This window comes from Flavobacterium sp. NRK F7 (assembly GCF_024054195.1).
GTDB lineage: Bacteria > Bacteroidota > Bacteroidia > Flavobacteriales > Flavobacteriaceae > Flavobacterium.
Window position 1 is genome coordinate 313,145 of record NZ_JAMXLB010000001.1, and the last position, 16,596, is coordinate 329,740.

The following is a 16,596-nucleotide window of genomic DNA, read 5'->3' on the forward strand; positions in this document are numbered from 1 at the left end:
TTACCAACTTACATTAAAAATTTCGTGACTATCACCTAAATCTCTTGTTTGTAAAAGTGTAATAGACGCTGTAACACCAAACATAATGGCTAAACCCTGTATTAGACCTCTTACAAATTCTTGCAACCCTTCTCTTTTAGAAAAGTAATGTAAGTTAAGACTATTTTCTGATATATCCGAAATTTTAAACTCTGGTGGCGTTAATTTTGGATAAATTAACATCACTCTGTTATGAAATAAGGGCAAATTAAGTAGAAACTCTTTGAAAGTACTTCCCCCTGATTCCATTAATCCGCCATATTTTTCTTTAGTCGTTTTAACAACCCACCATTCTCCAAAAGCAATGAGCACTTCTTGAAGGGTCATATTCATTTCTTCTGAAACAGCTTGTGCCAATTTAAAAGTGATAGCGTCATCATAGGCTTCACCACTAATAAAAAAATCTTCTTCTATACCACTTTTCTCTAAAATGATTTCCCATTTCTCCTTTCCAAAATTAGAAGTAACTAAATCTTGAATGGCTTTATTTACAATTCCATACATACTTATTGAGATATGAGTTCTGTGATGCTCCAATAGTCAAGCATTCTTTTTATTCGCTCCATGTAATCTTCATATTTTAAAGGCTTTAAAACATAACCTGCAATACCAATTTTGTAACATTCAAGCATGTCTTTATGATTGCTCGAAGTAGTTAAAATGATGGCAGGAATATATTTTAATATTTCATCCTTTTTGATGATGGAAAGAAATTCTATCCCGTTTAGTTTTGGCATATTTAAATCCAATAATATAATATCTGGAATGATTTCCTTTTCTTTTAAAATTGTTAAAGCTTCTTCGCCATTATTCGCTTCAATAATTTTATGATTCAATCCTAATGTTTTAACCACACGGTTAAATTTCATGACTTCGATTGCATCATCTTCGATTAAAAGTATGTTTAGAGATTTTGTCATTTTTTTTATTTGTTTATAGCAGACACTTATTCAATCACAAAATTAAAAGCAAACTCAATTCCCTTCTTTTATTTTCGATTAGAAAGGAAGAAGTATAGATGAATGGAAAAAAAGTGTAGATGAATGGTATAAAAAAAGCTTATCTGAAATAAGCTTTTTATTTTGTATCAATCACATGTGTTTTAGAATTTCTGCTTTTAGTTTGTCGTATTCCCCTTGTAGAATTAAACCATTATCTAATAGTCTTTTGTAATTTTGAAGTTTTTCAAAAAGTTCTTCTTGTGATAATTCACTGATTTTCTTTTCGCTTTTTTCTAATTCATTTGTAATTGTAAAATTGCTTTCCTCATGAGGGACTGGTAATATCTCAGCAAAATCGATTACTTCTTCCACTATAGCTTCTTCAATTTGATCTGAAATATTCTTTTCTTTCAAACTATTTACATTAATGTCTTCCTCTCTATTCAAAAGTTCTGAATTATCTTCAAAAATTCGGATGTTGTTGACAAAAGTATTCTTTTCTTTATTTTTATAAATATCCAATTGCTCTTTGGAATAGGTATACAGTTTTCTCGCTTGATTTTTGGGTAAATAATCAATGGTTTGTGTGAGTTGCGTTTTGGTACTAAAAGTAAAATCAGAACCCAAAATCCCTTCTTTTACAAATGCCGCTTCAATATCAGCCCAATCATAATCCACAAATTCCATCGACAAGCCTAAATTTTTAAGTTTACAAAGAATGATTCTTTTATTGGTAACCACAATACTATCTGGAAAAATAGTAATTGCTGGTTTTTTTTGAACAGCAATATACCCTACTTCTTCATTAGTCATGATTAAATTTTCAAGTTTCGAAGTAATTTTCTCTATTGCTTTTGGATCTTGATCTTCGTTTAAAATTTTTTTTAAGTTGTCTAACATAATTGAAAAACTTTAGTAGATAAACAAAGATAAAGGCTAATTTTCTAATTTTTCTATTTCTTGTTTGATTTTTTTTGGAAGACTTTCGAAAACCAAATCATAGGAATGATTGATCAATTCGACCATCATTTTTGTAGCCACATCATTATGAAAAAACACGGTATTCCAATGTTTTTTACTCATATGATACCCAGGTTGAATGGCTTCATAAGCTGCTCTTAGCTCTATTGCTTTTTCAGGATCACATTTTAGATTTAAAGAAGGATTGCCTTTTTCCCAGTTTTGCAATGAAGTTAAACAAAACATTTTCCCACCTACTTTAAATACTAATGTATCTTCGTCAAAGGGAAAATGTTCTGTAACTCCTTTTTTAGAAAGGCAATATTCGTATAACTGTTGAATATTCATACTTTCAATTTAAAGGAATAAAAGTACTAAAAAAATAAGTTCAACATTTAAATTCTGGGCAAATCATTTTCATCTTTTAAAGGCAAAAGAGAAGTTCCCATTAGATATTTATCTACATGATAAGCTGCTTGTCTTCCTTCAGAAATGGCCCATACAATTAACGACTGTCCTCTTCTCATATCTCCGGCAGAAAAAACACCTTTAACATTCGTAGCATAATCTTTAGTAGAAGCTTTAATATTGGTCCTAAAATCCATTTCAACACCAAACTGTTCAGCTAATGTTTTTTCTGCTCCTACAAATCCTAACGCCAATAAGACTAAATCACAATCCCAATTTTTCTCTGTGTTAGGAATTTCTAGTAATTGAGGTCGTTCTCCTTCTTTAAAAACCCATTCTACCTCAACGGTTTTTAACCCAATGACATTTCCATTTTTATCACCAATAAATTCTTTGGTTGAAATACTAAAAAAACGTTCTACCCCTTCCTGATGAGACGAAGTGGTTTTTAATTTCATAGGCCAATAAGGCCAAGGTTGATGGGCAGGGCGCCCTTCAGAAGGCTTACTTAAAATTTCAAAATTAGCAACCGATACTGCTCCATGACGATTACTCGTTCCAATGCAATCTGAACCCGTATCTCCTCCTCCAATTACAATTACTTTCTTATCTTTTGCTGAGATAATTTCGCCAAAAGGAACCAAACCATCTACATATTGATTGTTTAATTTTAAAAAATCCATGGCTTGATGAATGCCTTTTAAATGAATTCCTTTAACAGGCATACTTCTTCTTTCAGTTGCACCACCACATAGTAGAACCACATCATAATCGGCTTTAATTGTTTCTACACTTATATTTTGGCCAACATGTGCTAACGTTTTGAATACAATCCCTTCTTCTTCGAGAATTTTCAAACGTCTATCTATGATGTATTTTTCTAATTTAAAATCAGGTATACCATAGCGTAACAAACCTCCTATTTTTGCATCTCTTTCAAAAACAGTTACCCAATGTCCTGCTCTATTTAATTGTTGGGCAGCTGCTAAACCTGATGGACCAGAACCTATAATGGCTACTTTTTTGCCTGTTCTATTTTGAGGTGGTTTTGCAACAATCCAACCTTCTTTAAAAGCAGTTTCTACAATGTTTTTTTCAATATTTTCAATTGTTACAGGATCTTCATTAATTCCTAAAACACAAGCCTCTTCACAAGGAGCTGGACATAAACGACCTGTAAATTCGGGAAAATTATTCGTCGAATGTAAAATTTGAGCCGCTTCTTCCCACCTTCCTTTATACACTTTGTCATTAAAATCGGGTATATGATTTCCCAAAGGGCAACCGCTATGACAGAATGGAATACCACAATCCATGCATCTCGCACCTTGAGTTTGCAATTTATTTTCCTCTAATGGAATAGTAAATTCTTTGTAATTTTTAAGTCTTTCTTCAACTTTTAAGTAGTTTTCATTTACTCGTTCATATTCTAAAAATCCGGTTGCTTTTCCCATATCATTATTGTTTTACGAGGTTTTCTTGTTGTATTCTGATTAATGCTTGTTTGTACTCTTCTGGGAAAACTTTAATAAATTTACTCAATTCTGTTTCCCAATTTTCTAAAATGCGTTGTGCCAAAGGACTCATGGTCGCGTTATAATGATTTTCGATAAGTTGTTTTAGTTCGATGCAATCTTCTTCTAAAACTACTGGATCTAAATTTAACCCTTCTGTATTACACTGTTTTTCAAAGGTTTGCTTAGCATCATAAATATAAGCGATACCACCACTCATTCCTGCACCAAAATTACGTCCCACTTCACCTAAAACTACCGCTCTTCCCCCTGTCATATATTCGCATCCATGATCACCAATACCCTCAACAACAGCCGTAGCTCCTGAATTCCTCACACAAAAACGTTCTCCAGCTTTTCCATTAATATATACTTCTCCAGAAGTTGCTCCATATAAAGCGACATTTCCAATGATAATATTTTCTTCTGGAATAATAGTAGCTTCTTCTGGTACTTTAACCACTAATTTTGCTCCTGAAAGACCTTTTCCAAAATAATCATTTGAATTTCCATTAATCACTAAAGTTAATCCTCTGGTTGCAAATGCTCCAAAACTTTGACCTGCTGAACCCGTAAAATTAATTTTTAAAGTGTTTTCGGGCAGACCTTGGGAACCATAAATTTTTGAAATTTCATTACTTAAAACCGCACCAAAAGCTCTGTCTCTATTTGTTATTTTAGATTCTAATACAGTTTTCTCTTTTCTAAATAAAGCAGGATGCGCTTGGCGTATGATTTTAAAATCGAGGGATTTTTCCAAGTGATGATCCTGAGATTCTGTATGGTATAATTTAGTTCCTTCTGGCACCTCTACTTTATGCAAGATAGAAGACAAATCCAATCCCATGGCTTTGTAATGTTGAATGGTTTTATTGCGATTTAATTTTTGTACTTGCCCCACCATTTCATTCACTGTTCTAAAACCCAATTGGGCCATAATTTCTCTTAATTCCTGCGCCACGAAATACATAAAATTAACCACATGTTCGGGTTTTCCTTGAAATTTCTTTCTTAATTCAGGATTTTGAGTAGCAATACCAACAGGACAGGTATTTAAATGACACACTCTCATCATTACACACCCTGAAGCCACTAATGGAGCCGTTGCAAAACCAAATTCTTCTGCCCCTAACAAACAAGCGATTGCAACATCTCTTCCAGTTTTCAATTGGCCATCACATTCCAAAACCACCCTATTTCTAAGATTGTTCATAACCAATGTTTGTTGGGCCTCAGCCAAACCTAACTCCCAAGGTAATCCTGCATGTTTAAGAGAAGTTAGAGGGGAAGCACCTGTTCCTCCATCATGACCAGAAATTAGAATAACATCGCCTTTTGCTTTGGCAACACCTGCTGCAACTGTTCCAATTCCTACTTCAGAAACCAACTTAACATTAATTCGTGCTTCTCTATTAGCCGATTTCAAATCGTAGATAAGTTGTGATAAATCTTCAATAGAATAAATGTCGTGGTGTGGCGGTGGAGAAATTAGACCTACATAAGGTGTAGAATTTCTTGTTTTCGCAATATCAGGATTTACCTTTGGCCCAGGTAATTGTCCGCCTTCACCAGGCTTAGCACCTTGAGCCATTTTTATTTGGATTTCAGAAGCATTGGTAAGATAATTTGAAGTAACTCCAAAGCGACCTGAAGCCACTTGTTTTATTGCAGAATTTTTCCAGTCTCCATCAGCATCTCTATAAAATCGTTCTTCATCTTCACCTCCTTCACCAGAATTACTTTTTCCACCAATACGATTCATAGCAATGGCTAAATTTTCGTGTGCTTCTTTACTAATAGAGCCATACGACATCGCGCCTGTTTTAAAACGTTTTACAATTTCAGTCCAAGGTTCTACTTCTTCAATAGGAATAGGATCATAATTTGTAAATTCAAACAAACCTCGAATGGTCATCAATCGTTTCGATTGTTCATTTATGATTTCAGAATATTCTTTAAAGGTACTATGTTTATTACTTCGCACCGACTCTTGTAATTTGGCAACCGATAATGGATTAAAAGCGTGCTTTTCTCCATTTCTTCTCCATTTATAGTCGCCACCAAATTCTAAATCCAGCTCTCCTTCAATTCCATTTTTTTGATAGGCTTTATGATGTCTTTTAGAAATTTCACTTTCAATTTCTTTTAAACCAATTCCTTGAATTCTGGTAATGGTATTTGGAAAGTATTCCTCAACAATTTTAGTATTTAAACCAATACATTCAAAAAGTTGTGCTCCTCTGTAGGAATTTAAAGTTGAGATACCAATTTTATTCATTACTTTTAAAATCCCCATACCTATCGCCTTATTATAATTCTGAATGGCGTGCAAATAATCGATATTTTCAAGTTCTTTATTTTCCACTTGATTATAGACTATTTCATTTACGATATACGGATTTATAGCACTTGCGCCATAACCAAAAAGTAACGCAAAATGATGTACTTCTCTAGGTTCAGCCGATTCAATAATAATACTTACTTTAGCTCTTTTCCCAATTTTATACAACTCATGATTTACATAAGAGCAAGCTAATAAAGCAGGAATAGGTGCCATTTTATGATTCACGCCTCTGTCGGATAAAATGATAATATTTCCTCCTTCATCAATGGCTTTGGAAGCGGTTTTTACTAAATTAACAAGAGCTCTTTCTAATTCATTTAAACCTTTTCCAACTTCATACAAAATAGAAATCGTCGTTACTACAAAATCAGGGTTGTGTGTATAATTTTTAATTTTATCTAAATCATGTTTTGAAATTACAGGATTTTGAATTTTTAGTTTTCTACATTGATCTTCATTAATTTTAAAGATATTCGTATCACTACCTAAAGTTAAGCTTATATCGGTTATTAATTTCTCGCGAATACCATCTAAGGGCGGATTGGTTACTTGAGCAAATAATTGCTTAAAATAATTGTAAATTAATTGTGGTTTTTGTGACAAGATTGCAATTGGAGCATCATTACCCATGGAACCTATAGGTTCTTTCCCTGTTTGTGCCATAGGTAAAATGATAGTCTTCAAATCTTCTTCTGTGTATCCAAAAAGAATTTGTCTCTTTTGAAGCGCGTCTTCTTTATGCTTTATAGGTCCTTTTTTAGCTGGAATATCTTTTAAATGGACTAAATTTTTATCCAACCATTTTTTATAGGGATGTTTAGAAACAATTTTCTCTTTGATTTCTTCATCATTTACAATTCTCCCTTGATTCATATTAACTAAAAACATTTTTCCTGGTTCTAATCTACCATGACGTTCAATATTTTTAGGATCAATATCTATAACACCCGTTTCTGAAGACATAATTACATAACCATCTTTGGTAACCGTATAGCGAGAGGGACGCAATCCATTTCTATCTAAAACTGCACCGATATAGTTACCATCTGTAAATGGAATAGAAGCAGGTCCGTCCCACGGTTCCATGATACAAGAATTATATTCATAGAAGGCTTTTTTTGCTTCAGACATATTAGGATTTTTCTCCCAAGCTTCGGGTACTAGCATCATCATTACTTCTGGCAAAGAACGACCCGTCATTAACAATAGCTCTACCATCATATCCATTTGAGCTGAATCTGATTTTCCTGGTAAAATAATAGGAAACAATTTTTTAATATCTTCTCCAAACCATTCGCTTTCCATTAATTCTTGTCGGGATAACGTTCGAGATACATTTCCTCTTAATGTATTGATTTCACCGTTATGACACATATATCGAAAAGGTTGTGCTAAATCCCAAGTTGGAAAAGTATTGGTTGAGAATCGCTGATGTACTAAAGCTAAACGGGTAACTAATGAAGGGTCTTGTAAGTCTTTGTAATATAATTTAATGTCTTCTGGAATCAAAAGCCCTTTAAAAATAATAGTCTTAGTAGATAAGCTAGGTAAATAAAAACGTTTGCTCTCAGATAATTTTGAAGTATTAATGTCATGTTCGGCTTGCTTTCTTGCCGTAAATAATTTTAAATTAAAAGTAAAATCATCTTGTTTTCTTTCTGATTTGCCAACGAAAATTTGCTTTATATAAGGTTCCGTTTCAGCAGCAATTCTTCCAATAACTGTTGTATCAACTGGTACTTCTCTCCAACCTAAAACAAGCAAGCCTTGCTTTTCGATATAATATTCCAATTTTTCAATACAATAGTTACGTTGATTTTCTCTTTTAGGAAGAAAAACATTACTTACAGCATATTCGCCTTCTTTTGGTAAGGCAAAATCACATTTTTTTACAAAAAAATCATGAGGAATATCTATTAAAATTCCAGCTCCATCACCCGTCTTCCCATCAGCACTTACAGCTCCTCTATGCTCCAACTTTTCGAGTATTTCTAATGCTTTATGAATAATATCATTTGATTTATTTCCTTTTAAACTACAAATAAAACCAGCGCCACAATTATCGTGTTCAAACTCTGGCAAATAAAGTCCTTGTTTTTTTAGCATTGTTGTCATTTTTTTTTTAGATTTTTTTACCCCTCTACCACTAAATTATAATTTAGAATTTTAATACTAAAATCTTAGAATGATTATTACGATTTTAAAAATATTAACTCCTAAAAAAATTATATCCATAATTTAAAAGCATTTTTTTACGAAATCAATAATGAATAAAAATCAATAAAATTTATTTTTAATTGAATTTAAATTATTTATTAAACTAAAAACATGAATTATATACAATATTTTTCAACAAATAGTAAATAAAATTCATTTTTTTGATTATTATTTTTTTAAAAAAATTAAAAAATAAAATAATACCCTAATTTTTTTAGGGTATAAAATGAAAATATGATAAAAATCATACACTTAACCCTATTTTTTTATAGGTATAATTTGTTTTTGAATACATTTGTTTGAACAACTATAAAAACAATATTTATGAAAAAACACTTTACAATTACATTGTTACTACTCTCCCTTTGTTTTTTTGCACAAGAGCAAACCGCAACAGAAGAAACTATAACAAAAGAAAAAAAATTTACCTTTTCAGGAAGTATAGACACGTATTACAGAGCTAATTTAACCGCACCAAATGATGACAATCAAATCGCGCCAAACACCTCATTTGCCGACAAATCTGGATTCGCATTAGGAATGGCAAATATCATTGCTAAATATGAAAAAAATAAAGTAGGCGCGGTGGCTGACTTAGCATTTGGACCAAGAGCCATTCAAGCCAGTTTCATTGACTCCACTTTTGTGAACCAACTCTATGTTTTCTACAACTTAACCGATAAAGTAAAAATAACTGCAGGAAAATTCAACACCTATTTAGGATACGAACTAATTTCACCTGTTGGCAACTTCAATTATAGCACTTCCTATCTCTTTACTAATGGACCGTTTAACCATACAGGTTTAAAGGCAGACTTCACTTTGTCTGAAAAAACAAGTTTACTCTTAGGAGTTTTCAATCAAACTGATATTAATCTTTTCAACCCAGATGGGAGTTATGCTGTAGGCGCACAATTTGGCTACAATAGTCAGTTTTTAAATATTCTATATGATGACGCTGGCCTAGGATTAGAAATTGATTATACAGGAGGATTTAGTCCTTCAGAATCTTTCTTTTTGGGCATAAACGGCGCTTATGCAGACAATGATGGAGAAGGTTTTTATGGTGCCGCTTTATACCCTCAATATACATTTAACAAATCTTTTATTTTAGGTCTAAGAGGCGAATATTTCACAAGACAAAGCGACCTGATAGATGATGACCCAAATGTCATTGCCATAACCCTGACAGGAAGCTATACTGTTGATGACCTAACTATTAAACCTGAATTTCGATTAGACAATGGTTCGGAAGAAATTTTTATTACCAATGATTTAGAACCCACTAAATCCTTAGGTTCCTTTTTAATAGCTGCTATTTATAAATTTTAACTAAATACTACATTTCGAATGAAAAAAATTGAAGCAATAATCAGAAAATCAAAGTTTTCTGCTGTAAAAAAAGCCCTTCATGAAATAGGTGTAAACTTTTTCTCTTATTGGGACGTAACCGGCATTGGCAATGAAAAACAAGGACATGTTTATAGAGGCATTTCTTATAGTACTAGTGATATTCAAAGAAGATATCTTTCCATCGTTGTTAATGATGATTTTGAGGAAACAACCATTAAAGCCATTCTTCAAGCAGCCGCCACAGGTGACGTAGGTGATGGCAAAATATTCGTTTCTCATATAGATGAAGTGTACAGAATTCGTACTGGAGAAAAAGGCGGTCAAACTTTAAAATAACTAATCAAAATTACAAAACTTATTATGGAAGATGTTACGAAACAAATAACCGAAATAAATGGAGCATTCGATATTTTATGGATACTTATTGCTGGTGTGCTCGTCTTTTTAATGCAAGCTGGTTTCACTTTAGTTGAAGCTGGTTTCACAAGATCCAAAAATACTATTAATATAATCATGAAAAACGTAATGGATTTATGTATTGGTTCATTAGGTTTTTGGGCAATCGGCTACACGTTGATGTACGGAGACACTATAGGTTCTTTTATTGGCAGCCCTTCATTATTTTATAATTCTGAAGGAGAAATGCACAATCTATTTTTTCAAACTGTATTTTGCGCAACAGCTGCAACAATAATTTCTGGAGCCGTAGCAGAAAGAACCAAATTTTCAACCTATTTAATACTTTCATTAGTAATAACAGTTTTCATCTACCCTATTTCAGGTCATTGGGTTTGGCAAGGAAATGGCTGGTTAACCAATTTAGGGTTTGTCGATTTTGCAGGGTCAACTGTAGTTCATTCAGTAGGAGGTTGGGCTGCATTAGTAGCCGCTTATTTAGTTGGTCCAAGAATTGGAAAATATACCGATGGTAAATCCAATGCCATCCCTGGACACAACATGATGTACGGCGCACTTGGAGTTCTAATTTTATGGTTTGGATGGTTTGGATTTAATGGAGGTTCTGAATTAGCAATTTCAGGTGATCATGCGAAAAATGTTTCTAATGTTTTCATAACAACCAATTTAGCCGCTGCTGCTGGAGCAATTGTCGCTATGTTTTATACCTGGTTTAAGTATAAAAAACCAGATGTCTCTATGACTTTGAATGGCGCATTAGCTGGTTTAGTAGGGATTACTGCTGGATGTGCAGCCGTTTCTAATGGTGGCGCTTTAGCCATAGGTGCTATTTGTGGCCTAGTAGTTGTATTAGCCATTAGTTTTATTGATGTAAAACTTAAAATTGACGATCCCGTTGGAGCTATTTCTGTACATGGAGTATGTGGCGCTTTAGGTACAATTTTAGTTGGTATATTTGCCGTTGACGGTGGCTTATTATATGGTGGTGGTCTAACTCAATTAGGTATTCAAGTAGTAGGAGTATTTGCTATTGGAACTTGGGCTATAGCAACTACTTTTATAGTGCTATTTGCTTTAAAGAAAACGGTTGGACTACGTGTTTCTGAGAAAGATGAAACAGAAGGTCTTGATATAACAGAACATGCTATGAATGCTTACCCTGATTTTAGATTGAATGAAAAATAAATGTTTCCCTTAATTATTTTTAGTTCAAAAGAGCTGTTTAATAAAAACAGCTCTTTTTTTATTCTATCTTATACAATATAGGCTTACTTGGTGAAGCATCGTTTTCAAATGAAGCTATTTGCAAATTCAAGAGATAATCTCCGTCAGAAATATGTTCCGAAATATAGATCATCTCGGTAATTGTTGCATGAAAACGAGCGTCATTATTCACATTTTTAACATCATTAACATTCCAAAATGCTTTATGAGCCAACAATTTACCTTCATCATGTTCTTTATCTACACTTGGCAAATCGATTAATAGATGCTCTACTCCTTTCTCTCTTAAAAAAACAGCTGCTTCTTCAGAAAGATAAGGCGGATTAGTATGGGAATACTTTTTATGCTTTTTTGCTTCCTCATTTGGCAAGGTTCTAATAACTATAGCTTCTGGATTTTTTTCCAAAAGCATTTTTTCAATTTGCTCTTTAGTAATCACCCTATCTTCCCCTTTTTGCATGGGCGCTATTGAAATTAATACCGCTGTAAAAAAAAAGGTTTGCAAACATTGATTGATACTGTAAAAATCATTGGTAATATGACCTAAGCATTCGGTATGCGTGCCATGAGCATGTGGATTAAAAAAAATATTATTGAAATTAGTAGACGAACTCCCTTCGGAAACTTTTCCAATCCATTCTGAATCGGCTGTCCCCATTCTTACTGGTTCAATTTTTGGCAAGCCTTGGTACCACGCAATTGGATTTTGTTCATCATTACTTAATGGAATGGATATATCTAAAGGTTGCGATAAATCAATTTGAATGGTGTTATTTACTATTGCTTTCACGTATGGTATTTTGTTGTTGAATCAATCCAAATTTAACAAAAATAAATCGGAAGCAATTCCATCTGCAAGGAACTTTCCTTTTGAAGTAGTTTTCATTACATTTTCATCATTATGTTGAGAAACAATTTCGAGCAATCCATCTTCTATGTATTTTTTTGCCTGATTCTTTAAATAATTCAAATAGGTTTTTCCAAATTCTTTTTCAATCCGTTCTAATGAAACGCCCCAAACCGTTCGCAAACCTGTCATTACACACTCATTATACCTATCTTTAAGCGTTAACACTTCTGTCTCCATAGGCAATTGATTCTCTTGAAGGGATTGGATATATAAAGTATTATTAGAAACATTCCAACTGCGATTTTTTCCATCATAACTATGGGCTGAAGGACCTATACCTATATATTTTTTACCCAACCAATATGCAGAATTGTTTTTTGAAAAATAATTTGGTTTCCCAAAATTGGACAATTCATAATGAACAAAACCCTTTTGTTCCAATGCCGCAATCAAAATGTGAAATTGTGCTTCTGCAACCGCGTCGTCAGGCGGATTTATAATTCCTTTTTGAATGAATTTTTGCAAAGCTGTTTTAGGTTCAACGGTTAATGCGTAACTAGAGATATGTGGCACATTATAAGACAAGGCTTTTTCAATATTTTGTTTCCATTTTTCATTAGTTGAACTGGGAATTCCATAAATTAAATCCAAAGAAATATTATCAAAATGCTTTGTCGCTATTTGCAAGCATTTTTCTGCTTCTTTTGCATTATGTGCCCGATTCATCCATAACAAATCCTCTTCAAAAAAAGATTGTATTCCTATAGACAACCGATTCACTCCTATTTGCTTCAATCCTAAAATACGTTCCTCTGATAAATCATCAGGATTTGCTTCCACTGTAATTTCAGGATCTGAAATGACATTATAATTTTGGTAAACCGAATCAATTACTAATTTTAAATCCAAATTACTTAAAATACTTGGGGTTCCTCCACCAAAATAAATCGTCTCTACCGTTTCATTTTTAAACTCGTCTTTTCTAAGTTCTATTTCTTTGATGATTGCAAAAACCATTTCCTGTTTCTTCTTCAAATTTGTAGAAAAATGAAAATCACAATAATGACATGCTTGTTTACAAAAAGGAATATGAATATAGATACCACTCATTTTTTAACTCTATTCTCATTTTGTTTTACAAATGCTTCCCAACCCGAATAGCTTTTTCCCACTTCAACCCGACTTGAATTAAAAAAATGACAAACGGCAGCAGCCAAACCATCGGTAGAATCTAAATTTTTAGGTAAGGTTTTCAAACCTAATAATTGCTGAAGCATTTTAGCGACTTGTTCTTTACTTGCATTTCCATTTCCAGTAATGGCCATCTTTATTTTTTTAGGCTCATATTCTGTAATAGGTATTTGTCTAGACAAACCTGCAGCCATAGCTACTCCTTGCGCTCTTCCTAACTTCAACATCGACTGCACATTTTTACCAAAAAAAGGTGCTTCAATGGCAATTTCATCTGGATTATGGGTATCGATAAGCTCAATGGTTCTTTCAAAAATGACCTTCAACTTGGTATAATGATCATCATATTTATTTAGGATTAATTCATTTAACTGCAGAAATTCCATCTTTTTTTGAACTACTTTTATGAGTCCAAACCCCATGATTGTAGTTCCTGGGTCAATTCCTAATATGATACGTTCGTTTGTCAAAATTTAGCTTAAAATTTTAGGGTTTAACAGCGTAAAGTTTGTTACTTTGCCATTATGTTTTCAATTTCATACAAAGCTAAACAATTCCTATTAGTTATAATCAAACTTTTGATTGTAAGTATAGCTATGATTTATCTTTATTACGAAATAAAAGACAAAAAAATAATTTGGAGTACCGTTTTTAATGCACTTAGCTTTCAGTCCATTTTATTATTAGTTGCATTTTCTACTATTAATTGGCTACTAGAAATAGCAAAGTGGCGTAATTTAGTTTCTAACTTTAAATCGATTTCATTTTTGGAAGCAACCCAACAATGTTTAGGTTCGTTAACCGTTTCTATTTTCACCCCAAACCGAATAGGTGAATATGGAGCCAAAGCACTCTACTATTCAAAAGAAGAAACCAAAAAAATTATTTTTTTAAATTTTATAAGCAATAGTTCTCAAATGGCCATCACTTGTTTTTTTGGACTACTAGGGTTACTATTATTTAAAATTAGCTATACTGAAACCATGGTTTGGTTTGCCTTTAAAATTAAAATCTTACCTGTTTTAATTGCAACAATTGTTTTTGCATGCGCAATATTGATTGCATTTCGACTCAAGAAAAGCAAAATTTACGGTATTTCAATAGCAACTTTATTTTCAAAAGTCACTTCCTTTCCTCGAATTATTTTAAAAAAGACCTTTCTATTCTCTCTTTTACGATTTTTAGTTTTTTCTCATCAATTTTATTATTTGCTCTATCTATTAAATTGCGATATCAGTTATCTAACAGCACTATCTTGTATCTTTACCATGTATTTTTTAGCGTCTATTATACCAAGCATTCATCTATTAGATGTAGCTATTAAAAGTAGTGTAGCTGTATATTTGTTTGCTAAATTTGGGGTTCTAGAATGGAAAATCATTATGATAACATCACTCATGTGGATTTTCAATTTGTTCTTTCCTGTTCTTTTAGGCAGTTATTTTGTTTTTCAATTCAAATTTCAAAAAAAATGACTACTCTATTATTTATTATATTAAGTAGCTATGTAGTAACTATTAGTCTTTTAATTTTTGGGTTTACCAAAATGAAACCCCTTTCTATTTATGAGACTTTACCAAAGAACACGTTTTCAATAGTAGTCCCATTTAGAAATGAATCTCAAAATTTACCTCTTTTACTTGAAACTATTTCGCTTTTAAATTATCCAAAAGACCGATTTGAAGTGCTTTTAGTAGATGATGATTCAGATGAAACGTTCCCACTTTTGAATTACAAATTCAACATTACACTTATTAAGAACCAAAGAAAATCAAATTCGCCAAAAAAAGATGCCATTGAAACCGCAATTCAGCAAGCTCAACACGATTGGATTATTACAACAGATGCTGATTGTCAAGTAAACACCAATTGGTTACAAGTGATAGACAATTACATTCAACAAAGTCACGTTAAGATGGTTGCGTCAGGAGTGCGTTATATACCTAAAAAAGGGTTTTTGTTTAGTTTTCAGAATTTAGATTTTCTCAGTTTACAAGGCGCAACAATTGGTAGTTTTGGCATTCACGAACCCTTTATGTGTAATGGAGCCAATTTTGCTTACCGAAAAGATTTTTTCTATGAGCTAAACGGTTTTGAAGGAAATGAAGCTATTGCTAGTGGAGATGATGTTTTTTTATTACAAAAGGCTATAAAAAAAGACAAAAAAGCACTTGGGTTTTGCTTACACAAACAAAGCATAGTTCAAACAAAAAGCGTTAAAAATTGGAACGAATTATTCCAACAAAGAGTAAGATGGGCTTCAAAAAGCACAGAATACCATTCAATTTTTGGGAAAACAGTAGCCATACTTGTTTTTTTAACAAATTTAGCATGGATAGCCAACCTATTCCTTTTTGGATTTGAAAAAATAAGTCTGAGCAGCTTATTCACTTTTATAGGTGTTAAAGCAATAGTAGATTATATTCTCTTAAAACAAACCGCCTTTTTTTACGAAAGTAAATTAAGCTGGTTATTACCAAGTCTTGGGTTGTATGCTTTTTTTAATAGTAGTGTTGCTTTTTATTCTCTTTTTGGCTCCTACCAATGGAAAGGACGATCTTTTAAAAAATAATTATTCCTCTACCTTTATAATTACAGGTAAAATGAATTGTGATTTCACTTTTATCCCTCTTTTAATAGCGGGTTCAATTGCAGGAAAATCAGCTAACTTATTTTGCAGAATACTATCAATTACCTTTATATCATATGTAATTGCCTCTTTAGGTTTTTCAGTATGAAACTCTAAAGTAGCATCTGGATTAATAGTAACTTTCACAGAAATGGTATCCATTTCAGGATACATAATTTGCAAGGTATCTACTCCAATTCTGTCTTGAATATTTTGGATTAAATAATCAAAAAAACATTGTTTTTGCGCTTCTTTATCCAGTAAAGAATCACAATTCGTAACTGTTGGGAATTCGTCCACTTCTTCCCAATTTATTTTCCCTAGTTCTTCCTTTAATAACTGTTCCTTATCTGGAGCCTTTTTATCAAAAAATTGACAAGAAAAAAAAGTAAAGAATAGGGCTACTAAAATAGCATTTGTTCTTTTCAAAATATATTTTTTGTAAAAATAGCATTTTTTATTTACAAAAAATTTTTACGAACAAAATGAAATTGGTTTGCAAATAGTGA

The 16,596-nt window shown here is 32.5% G+C and carries 15 protein-coding genes; 5 read left to right on the plus strand and 10 right to left on the minus strand.

Annotation, left to right across the window (positions count from 1 at the left end; all coding sequences use genetic code 11):
• The 6 genes from NHF47_RS01265 to gltB form a co-directional block, all read right to left on the minus strand.
• Positions 1 to 543: a heme NO-binding domain-containing protein gene (locus tag NHF47_RS01265; RefSeq protein ID WP_252763220.1), complete on the minus strand. Its 543-nt coding sequence runs from the start codon at positions 541 to 543 to the stop codon at positions 1 to 3.
• Positions 544 to 545: 2 nt separating this feature from the next.
• Positions 546 to 959, minus strand: a complete 414-nt coding sequence (locus tag NHF47_RS01270) for a response regulator (RefSeq protein ID WP_252763221.1) — start codon at positions 957 to 959, stop codon at positions 546 to 548.
• 171 nt (positions 960 to 1,130) lie between these two features.
• On the minus strand, positions 1,131 to 1,880 hold the full coding sequence (locus tag NHF47_RS01275) for a PH domain-containing protein (protein WP_252763222.1): 750 nt from the start codon (positions 1,878 to 1,880) through the stop codon (positions 1,131 to 1,133).
• Between the two features lie 36 nt (positions 1,881 to 1,916).
• Complete coding sequence (locus NHF47_RS01280; protein ID WP_252763223.1) at positions 1,917 to 2,288, minus strand: MmcQ/YjbR family DNA-binding protein; 372 nt, start codon at positions 2,286 to 2,288, stop codon at positions 1,917 to 1,919.
• 47 nt (positions 2,289 to 2,335) lie between these two features.
• A complete protein-coding gene (locus NHF47_RS01285) occupies positions 2,336 to 3,802 on the minus strand; it encodes a glutamate synthase subunit beta (RefSeq protein ID WP_252763224.1) in 1,467 nt (488 codons plus the stop codon).
• Positions 3,803 to 3,806: 4 nt separating this feature from the next.
• Complete coding sequence (gltB, locus tag NHF47_RS01290) at positions 3,807 to 8,312, minus strand: glutamate synthase large subunit (RefSeq protein WP_252763225.1); 4,506 nt, start codon at positions 8,310 to 8,312, stop codon at positions 3,807 to 3,809.
• Positions 8,313 to 8,747: 435 nt separating this feature from the next.
• Between gltB and NHF47_RS01295 the strand changes: the two genes are divergently transcribed.
• Genes NHF47_RS01295 through NHF47_RS01305 form a run of 3 tightly spaced genes read left to right on the plus strand, consistent with a single transcriptional unit; the run spans position 8,748 to position 11,378 of the window.
• Positions 8,748 to 9,755 carry an outer membrane beta-barrel protein gene (locus tag NHF47_RS01295; RefSeq protein ID WP_252763226.1) on the plus strand — a complete coding sequence of 336 codons (1,008 nt, stop codon included), beginning with the start codon at positions 8,748 to 8,750 and terminating at the stop codon, positions 9,753 to 9,755.
• An 18-nt stretch (positions 9,756 to 9,773) separates the two neighbouring features.
• Positions 9,774 to 10,112 carry a P-II family nitrogen regulator gene (locus tag NHF47_RS01300; RefSeq protein ID WP_252763227.1) on the plus strand — a complete coding sequence of 113 codons (339 nt, stop codon included), beginning with the start codon at positions 9,774 to 9,776 and terminating at the stop codon, positions 10,110 to 10,112.
• A 24-nt stretch (positions 10,113 to 10,136) separates the two neighbouring features.
• A complete protein-coding gene (locus tag NHF47_RS01305; protein ID WP_252763228.1) occupies positions 10,137 to 11,378 on the plus strand; it encodes an ammonium transporter in 1,242 nt (413 codons plus the stop codon).
• A gap of 58 nt (positions 11,379 to 11,436) precedes the next feature.
• Here NHF47_RS01305 and NHF47_RS01310 read toward each other — a convergent pair whose 3' ends face one another.
• Genes NHF47_RS01310 through ruvC form a run of 3 tightly spaced genes read right to left on the minus strand, consistent with a single transcriptional unit; the run spans position 11,437 to position 13,928 of the window.
• A complete protein-coding gene (locus NHF47_RS01310) occupies positions 11,437 to 12,207 on the minus strand; it encodes a cyclase family protein (protein ID WP_252763229.1) in 771 nt (256 codons plus the stop codon).
• A gap of 21 nt (positions 12,208 to 12,228) precedes the next feature.
• Positions 12,229 to 13,377, minus strand: coding sequence for a radical SAM family heme chaperone HemW (gene hemW / locus NHF47_RS01315; RefSeq protein WP_252763230.1), 1,149 nt, complete (start codon positions 13,375 to 13,377; stop codon positions 12,229 to 12,231).
• A complete protein-coding gene (gene ruvC, locus NHF47_RS01320; protein WP_252763231.1) occupies positions 13,374 to 13,928 on the minus strand; it encodes a crossover junction endodeoxyribonuclease RuvC in 555 nt (184 codons plus the stop codon). Before ruvC ends, hemW begins: the two co-directional genes overlap by 4 nt.
• A 108-nt stretch (positions 13,929 to 14,036) precedes the next feature.
• On the opposite strand from ruvC, the gene NHF47_RS01325 reads away from it, so the two are divergent.
• Both NHF47_RS01325 and NHF47_RS01330 read left to right on the plus strand, forming a co-directional pair.
• The gene (locus tag NHF47_RS01325; protein ID WP_252763232.1) at positions 14,037 to 14,933 is read left to right on the plus strand and encodes a hypothetical protein; all 897 of its coding nucleotides are present in this window, start codon (positions 14,037 to 14,039) and stop codon (positions 14,931 to 14,933) included.
• Positions 14,930 to 16,030 (plus strand): glycosyltransferase, encoded by a 1,101-nt coding sequence (locus NHF47_RS01330; protein WP_252763233.1) that lies wholly within the window; start codon positions 14,930 to 14,932, stop codon positions 16,028 to 16,030. Before NHF47_RS01325 ends, NHF47_RS01330 begins: the two co-directional genes overlap by 4 nt.
• On the opposite strand, the gene NHF47_RS01335 is transcribed toward NHF47_RS01330, so the two are convergent.
• The gene (locus tag NHF47_RS01335; RefSeq protein ID WP_252763234.1) at positions 16,031 to 16,516 is read right to left on the minus strand and encodes a hypothetical protein; all 486 of its coding nucleotides are present in this window, start codon (positions 16,514 to 16,516) and stop codon (positions 16,031 to 16,033) included. It lies immediately after the preceding gene.
• Positions 16,517 to 16,596: the final 80 nt, after the last annotated feature.

What these genes read in the sequence shown, in the direction of transcription:
- gltB (WP_252763225.1), bottom strand. Translation starts at nt 8,312, where the DNA reads ATGCTAAAAAAACAAGGACTTTATTTGCCAGAGTTTGAACACGATAAT.
- hemW (WP_252763230.1), bottom strand. Translation starts at nt 13,377, where the DNA reads ATGAGTGGTATCTATATTCATATTCCTTTTTGTAAACAAGCATGTCAT.
- NHF47_RS01300 (WP_252763227.1), top strand. Translation starts at nt 9,774, where the DNA reads ATGAAAAAAATTGAAGCAATAATCAGAAAATCAAAGTTTTCTGCTGTA.
- NHF47_RS01280 (WP_252763223.1), bottom strand. Translation starts at nt 2,288, where the DNA reads ATGAATATTCAACAGTTATACGAATATTGCCTTTCTAAAAAAGGAGTT.
- NHF47_RS01275 (WP_252763222.1), bottom strand. Translation starts at nt 1,880, where the DNA reads ATGTTAGACAACTTAAAAAAAATTTTAAACGAAGATCAAGATCCAAAA.
- NHF47_RS01270 (WP_252763221.1), bottom strand. Translation starts at nt 959, where the DNA reads ATGACAAAATCTCTAAACATACTTTTAATCGAAGATGATGCAATCGAA.
- NHF47_RS01295 (WP_252763226.1), top strand. Translation starts at nt 8,748, where the DNA reads ATGAAAAAACACTTTACAATTACATTGTTACTACTCTCCCTTTGTTTT.
- NHF47_RS01330 (WP_252763233.1), top strand. Translation starts at nt 14,930, where the DNA reads ATGACTACTCTATTATTTATTATATTAAGTAGCTATGTAGTAACTATT.
- NHF47_RS01265 (WP_252763220.1), bottom strand. Translation starts at nt 543, where the DNA reads ATGTATGGAATTGTAAATAAAGCCATTCAAGATTTAGTTACTTCTAAT.
- NHF47_RS01285 (WP_252763224.1), bottom strand. Translation starts at nt 3,802, where the DNA reads ATGGGAAAAGCAACCGGATTTTTAGAATATGAACGAGTAAATGAAAAC.
- NHF47_RS01305 (WP_252763228.1), top strand. Translation starts at nt 10,137, where the DNA reads ATGGAAGATGTTACGAAACAAATAACCGAAATAAATGGAGCATTCGAT.